General features: G+C 59.4%; 14 protein-coding genes, 1 tRNA gene and 2 pseudogenes. 7 read left to right on the plus strand and 10 right to left on the minus strand.

Translation table 11 applies throughout. From position 1 onward, the window contains the following. Window positions 1-35 precede the first annotated feature (35 nt). A complete protein-coding gene (locus tag H3028_RS19500) occupies window positions 36-227 on the minus strand; it encodes a hypothetical protein (protein ID WP_168425643.1) in 192 nt (63 codons plus the stop codon). A 102-nt stretch (window positions 228-329) separates the two neighbouring features. Further along, a complete protein-coding gene (locus H3028_RS19505) occupies window positions 330-632 on the minus strand; it encodes a putative quinol monooxygenase (RefSeq protein WP_181298885.1) in 303 nt (100 codons plus the stop codon). 58 nt (window positions 633-690) lie between these two features. Here H3028_RS19505 and H3028_RS19510 point away from each other — a divergent pair, with 58 nt between their 5' ends. Continuing rightward, window positions 691-1,095: a VOC family protein gene (locus H3028_RS19510; RefSeq protein ID WP_181298886.1), complete on the plus strand. Its 405-nt coding sequence runs from the start codon at window positions 691-693 to the stop codon at window positions 1,093-1,095. Between the two features lie 491 nt (window positions 1,096-1,586). Here the strand turns inward: H3028_RS19510 and H3028_RS19515 are convergent, their stop codons facing one another. Together H3028_RS19515 and H3028_RS19520 are read right to left on the minus strand one after the other, a co-directional pair. Further along, on the minus strand, window positions 1,587-2,060 hold the full coding sequence (locus tag H3028_RS19515) for a DUF2214 domain-containing protein (protein WP_181298887.1): 474 nt from the start codon (window positions 2,058-2,060) through the stop codon (window positions 1,587-1,589). Between the two features lie 10 nt (window positions 2,061-2,070). Beyond that, window positions 2,071-2,508 carry a DUF6152 family protein gene (locus H3028_RS19520; RefSeq protein WP_258237854.1) on the minus strand — a complete coding sequence of 146 codons (438 nt, stop codon included), beginning with the start codon at window positions 2,506-2,508 and terminating at the stop codon, window positions 2,071-2,073. Between the two features lie 262 nt (window positions 2,509-2,770). On the opposite strand from H3028_RS19520, the gene H3028_RS19525 reads away from it, so the two are divergent. Further along, complete coding sequence (locus tag H3028_RS19525) at window positions 2,771-4,036, plus strand: MFS transporter (protein ID WP_219920288.1); 1,266 nt, start codon at window positions 2,771-2,773, stop codon at window positions 4,034-4,036. A 78-nt stretch (window positions 4,037-4,114) separates the two neighbouring features. Here H3028_RS19525 and H3028_RS19530 read toward each other — a convergent pair. After that, window positions 4,115-4,946, minus strand: a pseudogene (locus tag H3028_RS19530) (oxaloacetate decarboxylase). Between the two features lie 203 nt (window positions 4,947-5,149). Here H3028_RS19530 and H3028_RS19535 point away from each other — a divergent pair. Then, a pseudogene (locus H3028_RS19535) lies at window positions 5,150-6,360 on the plus strand (IS30 family transposase). 108 nt (window positions 6,361-6,468) lie between these two features. On the opposite strand, the gene H3028_RS19540 reads toward H3028_RS19535, so the two are convergent. The 3 genes from H3028_RS19540 to H3028_RS19550 all read right to left on the minus strand — a co-directional run bounded on the left by H3028_RS19540 (window position 6,469) and on the right by H3028_RS19550 (window position 8,374). Then, the gene (locus H3028_RS19540) at window positions 6,469-6,696 is read right to left on the minus strand and encodes a hypothetical protein (RefSeq protein ID WP_181298889.1); all 228 of its coding nucleotides are present in this window, start codon (window positions 6,694-6,696) and stop codon (window positions 6,469-6,471) included. Between the two features lie 77 nt (window positions 6,697-6,773). Then, window positions 6,774-6,850: transfer RNA gene (locus H3028_RS19545), tRNA-Met, on the minus strand. A 315-nt stretch (window positions 6,851-7,165) separates the two neighbouring features. Further along, a complete protein-coding gene (locus tag H3028_RS19550; protein WP_181298890.1) occupies window positions 7,166-8,374 on the minus strand; it encodes an MFS transporter in 1,209 nt (402 codons plus the stop codon). A 100-nt stretch (window positions 8,375-8,474) separates the two neighbouring features. On the opposite strand from H3028_RS19550, the gene H3028_RS19555 reads away from it, so the two are divergent. The 3 genes from H3028_RS19555 to H3028_RS19565 all read left to right on the plus strand — a co-directional run bounded on the left by H3028_RS19555 (window position 8,475) and on the right by H3028_RS19565 (window position 11,045). Continuing rightward, window positions 8,475-9,383: a LysR substrate-binding domain-containing protein gene (locus H3028_RS19555; RefSeq protein ID WP_181298891.1), complete on the plus strand. Its 909-nt coding sequence runs from the start codon at window positions 8,475-8,477 to the stop codon at window positions 9,381-9,383. Window positions 9,384-9,447: 64 nt separating this feature from the next. After that, complete coding sequence (locus tag H3028_RS19560; RefSeq protein WP_168425632.1) at window positions 9,448-9,642, plus strand: hypothetical protein; 195 nt, start codon at window positions 9,448-9,450, stop codon at window positions 9,640-9,642. 284 nt (window positions 9,643-9,926) lie between these two features. Beyond that, window positions 9,927-11,045, plus strand: coding sequence for a metallophosphoesterase (locus H3028_RS19565; protein WP_181298892.1), 1,119 nt, complete (start codon window positions 9,927-9,929; stop codon window positions 11,043-11,045). 7 nt (window positions 11,046-11,052) lie between these two features. Here the strand turns inward: H3028_RS19565 and H3028_RS19570 are convergent, their stop codons facing one another. After that, a complete protein-coding gene (locus tag H3028_RS19570) occupies window positions 11,053-11,751 on the minus strand; it encodes a DNA-3-methyladenine glycosylase (protein ID WP_181298893.1) in 699 nt (232 codons plus the stop codon). Between the two features lie 406 nt (window positions 11,752-12,157). On the opposite strand from H3028_RS19570, the gene H3028_RS19575 reads away from it, so the two are divergent. Next, on the plus strand, window positions 12,158-13,075 hold the full coding sequence (locus H3028_RS19575) for a LysR substrate-binding domain-containing protein (RefSeq protein WP_181298894.1): 918 nt from the start codon (window positions 12,158-12,160) through the stop codon (window positions 13,073-13,075). A 74-nt stretch (window positions 13,076-13,149) separates the two neighbouring features. Here the strand turns inward: H3028_RS19575 and H3028_RS19580 are convergent, their stop codons facing one another. Continuing rightward, entirely contained in the window at window positions 13,150-14,865 is a 1,716-nt protein-coding gene (locus H3028_RS19580; protein ID WP_181298895.1) for a BCCT family transporter, read from the minus strand. Between the last annotated feature and the right edge of the window lie 203 nt (window positions 14,866-15,068).

A 15,068-nucleotide genomic window follows, 5' to 3' on the forward strand; every position in this document is an offset into this window, starting at 1 on the left:
GAACAAGAAGAGCCCCGCGTGCGCGGGGGCTCTTGTCATTTGCGCTTGTGGTTGTCCGGATCGTCTTCGTCGCTGCCGTTCATGCGGGTACGCGTGGGTTTCAGGCTATGCCCGACCGGTTGCGTACGGTCCGTATGGGCGGTGTTGCCGATCTCCACCTCGTCGGCGGTATTCGCCAGCTCGTGATCGCTCTTCTCGTGCGGGGTCGTCTTGTCGTCTTTGGCCATGCTGCACCTCATGGTTGTGGAAGACTCAAGATTTTGAACAGGCCTGCAGGGCGATGTTCATGCCAGTGGTCAGATCGCGGACGCAATGAGAGCAGTAGTTACTTAGCGTTTGCTATTGGCGCAGACCATGCGGCCCTTCATAGCCTCTTGCTTGACGATGTACTCGCCTACCAGCGGACGGCTCTGCAGGTAGTGCTCGGTGGTCTTGTGGTAGGTGAAGGCCGATTCGTCGCGGTATAGCTCGTAGAGATATACAAGATCAGGATCATTCAGATCCTGCACGACATCGAATACCAGGCAATCCGGCTCGTTCTGTACCGAAGCAGCGGCATTGGCGCGCATAGCCACCATGAACTGAGCGAACGAGCCGGGCTTGAGCTGAGTTTTCAAAATGAGACAGTACATAAACATCCTATTTTGTTTTATGGTTGTTGATTAATTGTATACAAAAAAGGATCAAGCCATGCCAAACCGTCCCGGTCGCCTTAATGGCCTGCGTCACCTGGCGCTTACTGCTCCGAATCTCGAAGAGTGCGAACGCTTTTATGTCGACGTGCTGGGCATGGAAGTGCTCAACCGCGCCAGCAAGGATCTCGTCTACCTGACCTGCGGCAACGACAACCTTTCTCTGGGACGCGCCTCTGCAAAAAGCAGCGGCGTCCAGGCGATGGATCACTACGGCTTCATCGTCGACAGCCTGGAAGAGCTCCACGCCTGGTATGAATACCTGCAAACTCAAGGGGTAACGCTGCTCGATCGCCCTTTCGCTCACAGTGACGGCGCCCATAGCTTTCATATACTCGACCCTGCCGGTAATACGGTTCAGCCGCTGTACCATCCGGCGATATCGGGGCAGCGTTTGCGGTGATGTGAAGCGAGAACAAGGTTTGTGGCGGTGTTCGCCTGGGTCCCATCGGCGGCTAAACGTTTGTGGCGAAATCGACTTGCGCTGCGGATGTCTTTGCCAGCTATCGCATGTGCTGATTGGTAGCGGAGTTGGGCGAGGCAGGGCAGCGTCTTAGCGATGCAACGGACGATAGCAGGCTTTGGCGGAGTCGACTTTTGGCCAGGAGCGGGGGTTACTGGAACTTGGGCCTGCAGATAATCGACGCCGATTCGATAGCCGCAGACAATCCGTCAGCGGAAGATCCGTGGGACTACTAATTGGCCCCATGGTCCGCAACAGCATAGGCCTGCGAGAACCCGCAACGGCACAGACATAAGCCGCGTGGCGGCGAGCGAACTGCTGCTCCGGAGCGGGCCCATACGAACGGCCAAATGAAAACCGTTCTCCTGGAATGCCGACTGCGCTGAGTCGCTAACCGGTGGCGCCGCTAACCTCCCGCCGATATCCTCGTGTCAGACAAAGCCGATCCAGCGGCCGGCTATGAGGATAGAAAGCCAAAGAACGGCGGATGCGACGGCCAGGGCGCGAACTCGCACAGTTGGTTGGCCGCCGCACAGGGCGATATCAAAGCGCTCGCCGCGATGCTGGAGTGCGATGTTGCAGATTGCTAGCACTAGCAGTGCGGCCTTGCAGAGGAAGGCTGGGTTCTCTGCGTACTCCGCCGGCTTCACTGAGAACAACCAAAGCCCCGTTATCACCGCAAGTGTGGCGCCCGTTGTCGCTGCGCGTACAAGAAAGGGTCCAAGGACCGGCAGATCCCGTCCGTGCGTTGAACGCAAAAGGAGCAAATCGAGCGGCAGGATCGCGCCTAGGAGTAGCCCTATGCCAAGGATGTGCGCTGCATTGACGACCAGATAGGCGATCCAGTATTCCTGCAGGAAGACGGCACCGGGCCAGCCGGCAACTGATTGCAGAAAAACCGTCATCGCCGCGTCGTCATTCCTTGATACGCTCCGGATACATGTCGTATTGCTTGCCGCCGACCGTGATGCGCACGGCTTTTATATGCGCTTCGTTCGGCTCCTTGGTGCGGTTGCCGAGTACCGTGATGCCATCTCCTACCTTGGCGGTATCGCCGGTGAAACCGGAACGTTGCGTCTGGTTCGGATTCCCCAGATCGACTTGCCATAAACGGCCGTCTTGAGCCTTTACGCGCAAGACCGGATGAGGTGGCGCCATCGAAATCTCGGTAATCGTGCCCTTCAACTCCGACTGCTCTTCTTCCGCCCAGGCCCAGCCGTGGTGAGCGAAGGCCTGCGTTGCAAACAGCACCATCGCTGTGACGCAAAGCGTTAAGACCATACGATGCGCAACATCGCGCGCGGTGATGGTGATTGCTCGGGTGGCGGTTCGGCTTTCGCTTGATACGGACATAATCATGCTCCTTTGGGCGAATAAAAATGAGAGTCCGACACGTTGAACCCAGTTCCTGGTTTTTTCAGTACAAGAACTGCCTGTGCCTACGGTCCGTAAAGTGATGTGTAGCAGCCTTTTTGAACACCCGCCTTTGGCCGAGCAGCCTTATGGCGAATCTGCATGGTTTGAATATTCGTACGAAGAATGCATGAGGTCGGACGTAGGATTGTTTGTTAGCTTTGGATGAGCAGCTAAGAAATTCATTTCAGAGGTGCGATCTGTGTCCTCATCCCTTCGAAAAGGTAACTGGTACCACGGCTGGAACATCGTTGCTGCCGCCACGGTCCTCACGCTGCTGACGGTTGGAATGCGCCTCGGGATCGGGCCATTTTTCCTGCCGATGGCGGAGGACCTGGGCTTTAGCCGTAGCCTTCTGGCTACCATCGTTGGGATTGGCATGCTGTTCTATGGCTTAGCGATGCCTCTCGCGGGATACCTTGTTGGGGTAATAGGAACGCGCTCCGTGTTGTTGCTCGGAACGGCAATAGTCGTTGCCTCAACGATATGGACAGTCGTTGCACGTACGCCTTTCACCTTTCTACTCTCATTCGGTGTGCTGCTCTCGATTGGTCTTGCGTTCACCAGCCCAGTGGCGCTAACGCCGGTCATTAGCCGATGGTTTACTCGGCAACGTGGTATGGCGCTGTTCTTCCTGTCTACTGGTTCAATGGCTGGTATGGCGGTACTGACGCCGCTGCTGACGCTGTCTATTACGTTATTTGACTGGCAAACCACACTTGTTGGCTTCGCTATTACATTCGCTGTGGTAACCGTGCCGGCAGCCTTATTCATCATTAAGGACGAGGTGCCGCAAAACTCGGATCTGCTACAAGCGACGCCTAGTTCTGCGCCCTCAGCTAACAATGCGGCGCCTGGGGAGTTCACGTTCGGTGCCGCTATGCGCACTTCGCCCTTTTGGAAAATCGTGCTCGGCCTGTTCGCATGCGGATACAGCATGAATCTTCTTGGGACTCATGGCGTACCTATGCTCATGGATCACGGATTCGACGCCATGACGAGCTCTTATGGCATCGGGCTCATCGGTCTTGTGGCCATTGCTGGAACGCTGGTACTGGGTCGATTGTCCGACCGGCTCCCTCGAAGGAACATCCTAGGGGCGATTTACTTCATTCGGGGCCTGGGATTCTTTGCGCTACTCCTAGTAGGTACCCATTGGGAGCTGTACATCGCGGCGGCTATTGGAGGAATGGTTTGGGCGGGCAGTATTGCAGCTTCGTCGGCCATACTCGCGGACGTATATGGCGTGCGGCTGGTTGGCGTTATGTACGGAACTGCTTATTTGGGCCATCAGGTCGGAGCAATGATCAGCTCATGGCTAGGCGGGTGGGGGTTCGAGCAATTCGGTACCCATTGGCTCGCCTTTGGTAGTTCAGGCGGGCTGCTTTTGATTGCCGCAGTGGTTTCGCTAAAGCTGCCGTTGAATGGTTTTACATTTCCGCAGCCGGTAACGGTTTCGAAAGCCTGAGTCGGCGCGTTTCCGAAGCGTAGCAACTTGCTGTGGCGCGCCCATCCTGAGCGGCGTGTCAGAGTTGCTTAATGCGACTCAGCGAGGTGAACCGAATAGTTTGTTGAGCTCCGCACCTGAGGGCGTATCGATAAAACCATCGAATCGACCCTGTTCACTCATCGTCCGGGCGGCGGTGATAAAACCGCCCCAAGCTGCTCGAGCCAAGGCACCGCCCACGCTGATTCGCCTCACGCCAAGATCGGCCAGATCTTGTACAGACAAGTCACTGGCCCAGCCGATGAGGACGTTCACAGGCTTAGGTGCTACTGCGCTGACAACCGTCTGGATTTCTTTCCGCGTCTTGAGGCCAGGGGCATACAAACAGTCGGCCCCCGCGTCCGAATAGGCAAGTAAACGCTCGATGGTATCGTCTAGGTCTGGGCGATCCACGAAGTAGTTTTCTGCACGTCCGACCAAGAGGGTGTCGCCGCCATTTGCATCGATAGCTGCACGGGCTGCCTGCATGCGCTCCACAGCTTCCGATTTGTCTCTCAACGGCTGTCTTGAGTCGCCTGTTGAGTCTTCAATCGAAAGGCCTGCCACGCCGGTATCGACAGCCATGCTGACACTTTCGAATATCCCCTCGGCGGTCATTGCATAACCGCTTTCGAAGTCCGCATTGATAGGAAGGTTGCTAATGGCGGCCATATAACGCATATGAGCCAACGTATCGGAGCGGGACAGCTGACCGTCAGCTCGTGATTGCGACCACGCATAGCCAGAGCTGGTAGTCGCTAGCGCTTTGTAACCGAGCGTCTCCAGGATACGGGCGCTGCCAGCGTCCCACGGGTTGGGTAACAAAAAAGCATCCTGTCCGATGCATCTCACGAAATACCGCACGTTTTTCTGTAGCTGTGAGTTGAGCCATGGCTCCCTCCAAGGGACGGTATCTAGCCGGTATCTTGCTGGGGCAGAAGCCCAAATCACCTTATTGATTCGCCTCTAGTTTCGTAGAGACTGCGATCGGCTGCAAAGGCCGGACGCTGTCCGCTGCGAGAGGCAGGTTTCGGCTGTGGATTCAACCGGTGAACGCAACACACTAAATCTTGCGTAAGCAGGAGGGTGTTGCAAATGAAGCAACGACCTCGGATCTACTACACCGAAAGCCAGAAGGCGCTGATGTGGGATCGCTGGAAGGCAGGTGATTCGCTCCGGCAGATTGCAGTTGTTTGATCGAAACCATTCCTCGATCCAGCGGATTCTCGCGGAGACGGGAGGCATTCGCCCAGTTGCGCGACGACGTTCCAGGTTGGCGCTAACCCAGACGGAGCGCGAGGAGATTTCGCGCGCACTTATTTCGCGCGCACTTGCAGTGGGCCAGTCGATTCGGCGAATCGCGCTGCGCCTAGCGCGCGCCATCCACCGTCAGTCGCGAGATCAACCGTAACGGCGGTCGTCAGTCTTACCGCGCCAACCAAGCTGAACAAGGCGGCATGGGAGCGGGCCCGTCGCCCTAAGCGTTGCAAGCTTGCCCAGTTCCCGAAGTTAGCGCAGCTTGTTGCGGAGAAGCTTCAGATCCAGTGGTCGCCCGAACAGACCGCTGGCTGGTTGAAGCGTATTTACCCGGACGCGACCTATCAGGTGTTACACGAGACTATCTACCGCAGCCTTTTCATCCAAGCCCGTGGCGCGCTGAAAAAGGAGTTACTGGAGCATCTGCGCCGCAGCCGTGCCATGCGCCGCTCGCGTCACCACACCCAGAAGACCGAGAACCACGGCCGTATCAACGACACGTTTCCATCAGCGAGCGGCCAGCCGTGGCTGAAGATCGTGCTGTACCAGGGCACTGGGAAGGTGATTTGTTGTGTGGCAGCAAGAACAGTCAGATTGCCACGCTGGTTGAGCGCCGTAGCCGTTACGTAATGCTGGTAAAGGTGGAAGCAAAGAACACCGAGACAGTGGTGAATGCGCTGATCGAAAATGCTCAGCGACTGCCTCAAGAGCTATACCGATCCCTGACCTGGGATCGAGGCAAAGAGATGGCTGGGCACAAGCGCTTCACCCTGATGACGGACATCCAGGTCTATTTCTGTGATCCGCAGAATCCTTGGCAGCGCGGGACGAATGAAAATACCAACGGCCTGCTACGGCAGTACTTCCCGAAGGGAACTGATCTCTCGCTCTACTCGCAGGATGAGCTGGATCAAGTCGCTCGGCAGCTGAACGAACGTCCCCGAAAGACTTTGGGGTACTCGATTCCCGCCGAGTATTTTAACCACGCTGTTGCGTCGATGGTTGAATCCACAGCCATTAGCTTTAGCTTTCACTCGTCGCTGGCGTAGCCGGCGCCAGCCGCGGAGAGGCCCGCTCGACGAGGTCTCGTACCCGAGCGAGGAAGGGGGCGGACTTTGCTTTTTGCAGCTATGCGTCTAACGACGGCGGCAACAGCTTCACCCGTGCTTCCCCGTCCACGGCATAACGATCTGCAAATCGCCAACAAGCAACTGCGCCGCAAGCATCCAGACCACCGCTCCAATCAAACCCAGCGACAGATGCCCGACGACGATTCCGATGGCGATCTGTTTCCACAGCCCGGCGTATTGATTGGATGGGGTAGCAGCGGCGGTGCGGTAGGGCGTCTCGCGCTCAGCGCGGATGTTGTCGAAGCTGTCTCTCATGGTGCGTTCTCGGTGATGCTTGGCTAAATAGCGGGCACAAAAAAAGGGTTCAGCTTTCGCTGAACCCTTTTTGAATTTGGTGGCTACGCAGGGACTTGAACCCCGGACCCCAGCATTATGAATGCTATGCTCTAACCAACTGAGCTACGTAGCCAAGTGGCGCGCATTATTCTCGTCGCGCCTGTAGCTGTCAAGCCTTCCTCGGTGATTTTTCGTCCGTCTATCAAATGCTTATGCGGTGCCACCCGCGGGCCTCAGAGCCAGCATGATGGCGCGTCTGTTTTCGTGCCGATCAATCCCACTCTAGCGCGAAGCCGGGGTTAGCCAGGCGCTCGTGGCGGTCCAGCGCGGCGATGTGTTGCATCTCTTCATCGCTCAAGCGCAGCTGCCATGCAGCGAAGTTGGTGGCTATGTTCTCGACGCCAGGAGCATCGATGGCTTGTTGCGTACGGGCGATGGTTGGAACTGATCAATGGGAAGCGGGGAAGGCCGAGTCTTGCGTGTCGTTGCCGGGGCTCATGCCCAGGCTATCCAACCGGCCGCTCCAGTAAGTGAGGGCCAGGGCAATCAGCACGACCAGCGAGCCGATCCAGGCGGTATGTATCAGCCCCATGGAAGCGACGATATGTCCGCCGAGCCATGCGCCCCCGGCAATACCAAGGTTGAACGCGGCGATGTTCAGACCCGAGGCGACGTCTATGGCGTTTGGCGTGTAGTGCTCGGCCTGACGCACCACGTAGACCTGCAGGCCGGGCACGTTGCCGAATGCTACGGCGCCCCAGAGCAATACGGTCGCCAGTGCCAGCCAGGGATTGCTCGCCGTGAAGGCGAGGGCGAACAGCACCGCAGCCAGCAGAGCGAAGATCAGCTTCAAGGCGCTGATCGGCCCGCGACGGTCGGCCAGCTTGCCGCCCCAGATGTTGCCTACTGCCACCGAGACGCCGTAGACCAGCAGCACTAGACTTACCGCGCCTTCCCTGAAGCCGCTGATCTCCTGCAGGATTGGCGCGAGGAAGGTGAACGCGATAAAGGTGCCGCCATAGCCGACCGCGGTCATTGCGTAGACCAAGAGCAGACGCGGCTGTTTCAGTACGGCCAGTTGCTGAACGATCGAGGCGGGCTTGCTGTGCTGAATGTTGCGTGGCACGAAGATCAGGCTGCCGATAAAGGCGATCACGCCGAGCAGTGATACCGCGAGGAAGGTCTCCCGCCAGCCGAACTGCTGGCCAATGAACGTGCCCAGGGGCACGCCGGTGACAAGGGCGACAGTAAGCCCGGTGAACATGATGGCAATGGCGCTGGCGGCCTTTTCCTTCGAGACCAGGCTGGTGGCGATGGTCGAGCCGATGGAGAAGAACACGCCGTGTGCGAGCCCGGTCACGATGCGCGCCAGGATCAGCGGCTCGTAGCCCGGCGCTTGCCAGGCCAATAGATTGCCGGCCGTGAACAGCACCATCAGCGACAGCAGCAACAGCTTGCGCGGCACCTTGCCGGTCAGGGCTGTGAGCAGCGGGGCGCCGACCGCGACGCCGAGCGCGTAGAGGCTGACCAGCAGACCAGCCGACGGCAAACTGACGCTGAGGTCGTTGGCGATGGTGGGGATCAGGCCGACGATGACGAACTCCGTCGTGCCAATGGCGAATGCGCTGAGGGTCAGCGCGAGGAGGGCGATGGGCATGGATTGAACTCCGGTTGGATTGCATGCCGTCCAGTGTCTACTGCAGACTCGTGCGGAAAAAGCGGGCCTCAGGCCAAACATAATTGACTGTGGGTCACAGATGAAAACCACGCTCGACGAGTTACAAGCCTTCACAGCCGTCATCGATACCGGCTCGATAACCAGCGCCGCCGTGCAATTGGGGCAGACCGCCTCGGGCATCAGCCGCGCGTTAAGTCGGCTCGAAGCCAAGCTGGCCACCACGCTGCTGCGCCGCACGACAAGACGGCTGGAGCTGACCGAGGAGGGCAGTGCCTTTCTGATTCAGGCGCGGCGAATTCTCGACGCGGTGGAAGAGGCCGAAGAGCAGATGTCGCGACGCCAGCAGCATCCGGCCGGGCGCCTACGCGTCAACGCCTCGGCGCCGTTCATGCTGCACGTGCTGGTGCCCTTGATTGGCGGGTTTCGGGAGCGCTACCCGGATATCGAACTGGAACTGCACAGCAGTGATCAGATCATCGATCTGCTGGAGCATCGCACCGACTTGGCGCTACGCCATGGCCCGCTGCGCGACTCCACCTTGCATGCCCGACCGCTGGGCCGCAGCCGGCTGCGTGCGGTGGCCAGTCCGGATTACCTGGTGCGAAGGGGTGCCCCGCAGCAGGTGGAGGAGTTGGCGGCGCACAGCCTGATCGGCTTCACCCAGCCGGAGAGTCTCAATCAATGGCCGCTGCGCCATCCGCTCGGTGAAACCTGGCCCATCGTGCCGAGCCTATGGGCGTCGAGCGGGGAGACGGTGCGGCATCTGGCGTTGGCCGGCGAAGGTATCGCCTGTCTGTCTGACTTCATGACGGCACGGGATCGGGCCGAAGGTGCGCTGGTGGAAGTGCTGCCCGAGGCCAATACCAACGTGTTGCAACCGATTCACGCGGTGTACTACCGCAATACCGCATTGGCGGCGCGCATCACCTGCTTCCTTGATTACCTGAATGATTGCCTGGGAGAGCAGGCGTGGACGTGCGACGGATAACCGGTCCGAACGATGCCTGCGTGACTTTGCCTAACGCTGCAGGCACATCTGCGAGGAGAACTTCATGCTCAGCATCACCTTTCCAAGCGATCCGCCGCTTAATCCCTGGCTGGCCGACGAGTCGCCGCTGAACGATCTCGACGAGGCGGAGAGCGACACCGAACTGGACGACGGCGATACGCTGCCCGATGAAGTGGTCGAGCAACTGGAAAAAGAGCCGCCGCCGCCCGATCCGATGCCTGACCCAGGGGTGATGTAGCGGTTCGGTTGTATCTGATCGATAGGCTCATCGCCGCCCAGGATGCACCTGGCACTGGTTCCCACGCGAATGCGTAGAAACCATCGGTCTTCGACTCCGCACTCATCGTACCCACGCGCCTGCGTGGGGTAGGCTGGCACGCTATGTCTCAGCCTGCTGGCATAGCCGCTGCAGCGTTTGCCGCTTCCGTGACACCATTGCGCGAGCGCTAAGGCCAGATGCGTAACTGCCGGCGTGAGCGGTCGATTCCAAATTCTTCAAATATCTCTCTAAAGAGCAGAAGCATGAACAGGCGGTTGCTGGTTGGGGTACTGCTGATTGGCCTGCATGTGTTCGTTGGCGTCACGTTGATTCCGGCTTTATCGCTTGGATTGCCGGGCAGCGTTCTGGCCTGCGGGTACCTCGTGCTTTCTGCAGTGCTGATGCGCTATGGCGTGCTGGTGCGAGGGTCGGGTAGCGCGCTGCTGGCATGGTCCGGCTTGCTGGCCATGGGAATCTTTTCCAGTCTGGCGGTTTTTTCGCTGGTTCGCGCCTTCATGCTGGCGCTGGCATCGCTGCTGGGCTGGGAGTCGGCAGCGTTCACGCAGAACTCAGCGTTGGCCGTGATCGCCGCGGTGCTGGCGGTGACGCTGTTCGGGCTGCTAAACGCACGGCGAACCGCTCGGGTAGTGGAGCGCGACATCGCCATGCGCAATCTGCCTGCCGCGCTGGACGGGTTCAGAATCGTTCAGCTCAGCGATATCCATGTGGGCCCGACGATCAAGCAAGGCTATATCGAGGCGATCGTGAAGCGGGTCAACGGATTGTCGCCCGACCTGGTGGTCATTACTGGCGACCTGGTGGACGGCAGCGTCGCCGACCTGGCCGACGACATCGCACCACTGGCTCAGCTGAGGGCTGGTCACGGCGTTTACGTGGTGACCGGCAACCACGAGTACTACTCCGGTGCGGACAGCTGGATTGCTGAATTCGAGCGGCTGGGCATGGCGGTGCTGCTCAACCGTCACGTGCTGGTCGAACAGGCGGGCGCTCGGTTGGTGTTGGCGGGCATTGCGGACTATTCGGCCGAGCTGTTCAGACCCGGTCATCGCAGCGATCCGGCCGCGGCGCTCGCGGGTGCACCGCCGAATGTGCCGCGCATCCTCCTGGCGCATCAGCCGCGGTCGGCGAAGGCCGCGTTGGCCGCTGGTTGCGATCTGCAGCTATCCGGCCATACGCACGGCGGGCAGTTCTGGCCCTGGATGCATTTCGTGCGTTGGCAGCAGCCATGGGTGGCGGGCCTTCAGCGTGTCGGCGAGATGCAGATTTATATAAGCCGCGGGACTGGTTACTGGGGACCACCGCTGCGTTTCGGCGCGCCATCGGAGATCACCCGTATTCGTTTGATCAGGACGGCAACTTAAGGGCCTTTCAGCTCGCCAATAGCTCGCGGCGCAGCAGTGCATAGTCGTCGCCTTCCACTTGCCCACGGCGCAGCGGATTGCGTGTGCAGTGTGCGGCGAAGCCCGCATCGACGAAGCGGTAGGGCAGATGCTCATCGCGCCCGGTCGGGATACCTAGCCGCGTAGTCTGGACGATATCGGGGCGTGCGCCGATATCGTCGATACGAAGTCGCGCGGGGTCCATACGTTGCGCGTTCCATTCCTTTACCGTCAGGCCGAGCGCCTTGCACAGCAGCGTCTGGCCGGAGCAGAGGCGGGTCAGCGGCCGCGGGCCGCCAGCCGCAGCGGGGCTGTTGCAGCGCATGCGATCGATGGATTCTTCACAGGACAGCGAATCGACCCAGGGATAACCGGCCTTGATGCACACCGCGTTGCCGTCGCCCTGCACGCTGAAGTTCAGCGAATCACCGCCACGCGAGTAATAGAGATAGAGATACCCGGCCGGCATGAACATCGCCCGCCGAGACGGGCTGTAGCCGAGCGAGGAGTGGCTGGCCTTCTCGTCGACGTAGTAGGCCTCGGTCTCGATGATTCGCGCCGACAACCACAGACCATCGACGCAATGACGAATCACGGTTCCCAGCAGATCCTGGGCGACGAGTTGCGCGTCCCGATCGAAAAACGCGTCGTTCAGGTAGTGCAGAGGTGGTTCGGTGAGGCTGTTCATCAATACTCCGGCGTCGGCAAATCTGCCTGTTCCGACCACACAAGCGGGACGAATTTCCCTAGCTGAGAACAAGTTGCCGTACCAGTCGTCAGTAAGGTGTGCTGTAGAGCGAAGTCGTGCCCGTTCGCTGTCCGGCCGAACGCACGGAGCGGGGCATCTCTGGAGTCTGGCATAAGCTAGCGGTTTCAAGTTGCGCCGGGTCTCCACAAAAAACCTGGCGAGGACTGGGCTTCGAATCCACTATCCAGTTATGGCGTACACGCGCAAACAAACAATCGATGGTGCCTGGCGCGACATACCCGTCGTCTGTGATTGATGTTCTGCCGCGAGCGCTTTTCATGGCTGGCGAGACAAGTCACCCTTCTGATCCCGGCATGACCCGAGACAAACTAAGCGTGGTTCACCTATGAAAATCCATCCGCTCCCTCCGCTCAACAGCCTGGTGGCGTTTGAAGCGGCCGCGCGGCATCTGAGCTTTACCCTCGCCGCGCACGAGCTCAATGTCACTCAGGGGGCAATCAGCCGGCAGGTCCGCCTGCTCGAAGATTATCTGGGCAAGACCCTGTTCGAGCGCACCACTCGGTCGATCAACCTGAGCCCGACCGGGAGCCAGTACTACGAGACGGTGCGTGACGCGCTTACCCAGGTCGCCCAGGCCACCGGAGAGATTCGACATTGGCGTGGCGCGCAGCAGGTCACTGTCGCTACCAGTACGGCGATGGCCTCGTTGTGGCTATTGCCCAAGGTGGCCGAATTTCAGCGAGATAACGAAGAGATTGATCTGCGAATCATCGCCTACGACCACGTCAAGGATTATGCCCGCCTGGATTGCGATCTGGCGCTGTACTACTGCAGTACACCGCCGAAGGGTATCCAGGTGATGCCGCTGTTTTCCGAAGAGGTGTTCCCAGTCTGCAGCCCCGGTTACCTATCCAAACATCCTGGGCTGACCGAGCCGCAGCAGCTGGCCGGCTGTACCTGGCTGTGGCTGGAAGATCCGCAGATGGATTGGATCGGTTGGCAGGAATGGTTCCGGCAGCTTGGGCAGAAGGCGCCGGAGCCCAAGCAACGCATCAATATCAACAACTATTCAATGCTGATCCAGTCTGCGCTGAGTGGTCAGGGGATTGCTCTCGGGTGGTCGAATCTGGTCGATGCTCATTTGCAGAGCGGGGCGTTGGTTCGACCCATCGAGGCCGTGCTGAGGACAAAGGCGAAATTCTGCCTGCTCGAACCCCAGAGCCGAGGCATCAGCCGCCACAGCGTGACACGGTTTCGCAGCTGGCTGCTCGAGCAGCTGCCGACGGCGATTGCCGAGGAATAGGCCTACCGAAGCCGAAAAAGAACCGCCGCCGGCTTTTGGCCGGCGGCAGCGTGGGGGCGAGGGGCGCTAGTGATTCAGGTGACCGGCTGAAGCACCTGCGTATCCTGCGCGCGTGATGCCGGCCGAGCAGCCATGCTCTGGCCACGGCGATTCGGATCTTGCTCCTGCTGATCAGCGTCGAGCGAGTCGTCCGGCTGCGGGGTTGGCATCGGCAGTCCGATAAAGGTCTCCTGACGCAGGCAGCGCATCAAGCTGTAGCTCATTACCAGAATAAACACGGCAATCGGCAAACCGGCAGCGATCGAGGCCATCTGGATCGTCTTCAAGCCCCCTGCATACAGCAGCCCCATGGCGATAAAGGCTTGCAACACGCCCCACAGCAGGCGAATGCCTTGTGGAGGTTCGGCATCGCCATTGGAACACAGGGTACAGAGCACCAATGTGCCGGAGTCGGCCGAGGTGATGAAGTAGGTTGCCAGCATCAGGCAGACCAGGATGCTGAGCAGCTGCCCGATCACGCCGGCATCTATCCGCGTCATCAGGGTGAAGATTGCCGATGTGGTTTCCGCCTTGGTCGCCGTCAGTACCTCGCCGCCAGTGAACACCGCCGCTTCGCCAACCAGTTGGCCGCTCTCGACCTTCTGCTGGTGCGCCATACGGTCATCCTGCTCGGCCTTCAGCGCTGAGCCGCCAAGAACGGACATCCACACGACCGTCACCAGCGTCGGTACCAGCAGCGTGCCGGCAACCAGCTCGCGAATCGTGCGGCCACGGGAAACCCGAGCGATGAACAGCCCGACGAAAGGACCCCAGGTCATCCACCAGGGCCAGTAGAACGCGGTCCACCAGTTCTGCCAGCCGCTGTCTTTCTGGGTGTCGCTCCAGAAGCTCAGGCCGACGATGTTGTGCAGGTAATCGCCGGTGCTTTCCAGGGTGAGATTGAGCAGGTAACGGGTAGGGCCGAGCAGCAGCACCACGGCGATCAGCAGAATCGACAGAACCATGTTCCATTCAGACAGGCGGCGGATGCCTCGCGAGACGCCGGACATTACCGAGACAATGGCGCAGCCGCTGATCAGCGCAATCATCACCGCCTGCACGCCGAAGTTGACCGGCAGGCCGAACACCTGATTGAAACCGGTGTTGATCTGGGTCACGCCGAGCCCCAGCGATTGAGACACGCCGAACGCGGTGATCGCGACCGCGATGATGTCGACGGTATGACCGATGGGGCCGTAGATACGATCGCCGATCAGCGGGTAGAGGATCGAGCGCATCGTCAATGGCAAGCCCTTGCGATAGGCGAAGTAGGCCAGGGCCAAGCCAATCATGGTGAAGATCGCCCAAGGATGCAGACCCCAGTGGAACATGGTGAGGCGCATGGCGGCGGTGGCAGCCTCGTCGGTCAGGCCTTCGGTGAGCGGGTTGCTGGCGTAGTGCAACATCGGTTCGCCAACTGACCAGAAGATCAAGCCGATGCCCATGCCGCCGCTGAACAGCATGGCGATCCAGGACACGAACGAGAACTCCGGCTTCTCATGGTCGCGACCCAGGCGTATGTGCCCGAAGCGACTGACCATCAGATACAACAGCAAGCCCAACACGCTGCTGACCAGGCTCAGGTAGAACCACTTGAAGTTGCCGAGAATGAAATCCGAGGTGTTCTGGAAGAAGGCACCGGCCTGTTCGGCGAGTACTGCACAAAGCACTACGAAGCCGATGACAAGCAGCTTGGAAACCACGGTAACGGTGGGGTTGAGGCCGCGGAACGGGCCTGACTGTGCATGCATCGCAAATGTCCCTTTTTGTGTTTGTTGTAAAGGGTTTTGGTGCAGCCCGTGGAGAGCTCCATCCCACAGCCTCGGCCAAACGGTCGAAGACAGCCACAAGACAGGCATGTGGCAGATGGAGCCGGTATCCCGGCTGCCCTTGTTGCGGCATCAAAGTGACCGCTGATGCCGGTAATCAACAAGCCATTTTTTCTCATTGACTT

The organism is Pseudomonas sp. Q2-TVG4-2, from assembly GCF_013620795.1.
Taxonomy (GTDB): Bacteria; Pseudomonadota; Gammaproteobacteria; order Pseudomonadales; family Pseudomonadaceae; genus Stutzerimonas.

Bases quoted from the DNA above. Each gene is read 5' to 3' on its own strand.
- H3028_RS19500 (WP_168425643.1), bottom strand. From the start codon at position 227: ATGGCCAAAGACGACAAGACGACCCCGCACGAGAAGAGCGATCACGAG.
- H3028_RS19505 (WP_181298885.1), bottom strand. From the start codon at position 632: ATGTACTGTCTCATTTTGAAAACTCAGCTCAAGCCCGGCTCGTTCGCT.
- H3028_RS19510 (WP_181298886.1), top strand. From the start codon at position 691: ATGCCAAACCGTCCCGGTCGCCTTAATGGCCTGCGTCACCTGGCGCTT.
- H3028_RS19515 (WP_181298887.1), bottom strand. From the start codon at position 2,060: ATGACGGTTTTTCTGCAATCAGTTGCCGGCTGGCCCGGTGCCGTCTTC.
- H3028_RS19520 (WP_258237854.1), bottom strand. From the start codon at position 2,508: ATGTCCGTATCAAGCGAAAGCCGAACCGCCACCCGAGCAATCACCATC.
- H3028_RS19540 (WP_181298889.1), bottom strand. From the start codon at position 6,696: ATGAGAGACAGCTTCGACAACATCCGCGCTGAGCGCGAGACGCCCTAC.
- H3028_RS19550 (WP_181298890.1), bottom strand. From the start codon at position 8,374: ATGCCCATCGCCCTCCTCGCGCTGACCCTCAGCGCATTCGCCATTGGC.
- H3028_RS19555 (WP_181298891.1), top strand. From the start codon at position 8,475: ATGAAAACCACGCTCGACGAGTTACAAGCCTTCACAGCCGTCATCGAT.
- H3028_RS19560 (WP_168425632.1), top strand. From the start codon at position 9,448: ATGCTCAGCATCACCTTTCCAAGCGATCCGCCGCTTAATCCCTGGCTG.
- H3028_RS19565 (WP_181298892.1), top strand. From the start codon at position 9,927: ATGAACAGGCGGTTGCTGGTTGGGGTACTGCTGATTGGCCTGCATGTG.
- H3028_RS19570 (WP_181298893.1), bottom strand. From the start codon at position 11,751: ATGAACAGCCTCACCGAACCACCTCTGCACTACCTGAACGACGCGTTT.
- H3028_RS19575 (WP_181298894.1), top strand. From the start codon at position 12,158: ATGAAAATCCATCCGCTCCCTCCGCTCAACAGCCTGGTGGCGTTTGAA.
- H3028_RS19580 (WP_181298895.1), bottom strand. From the start codon at position 14,865: ATGCATGCACAGTCAGGCCCGTTCCGCGGCCTCAACCCCACCGTTACC.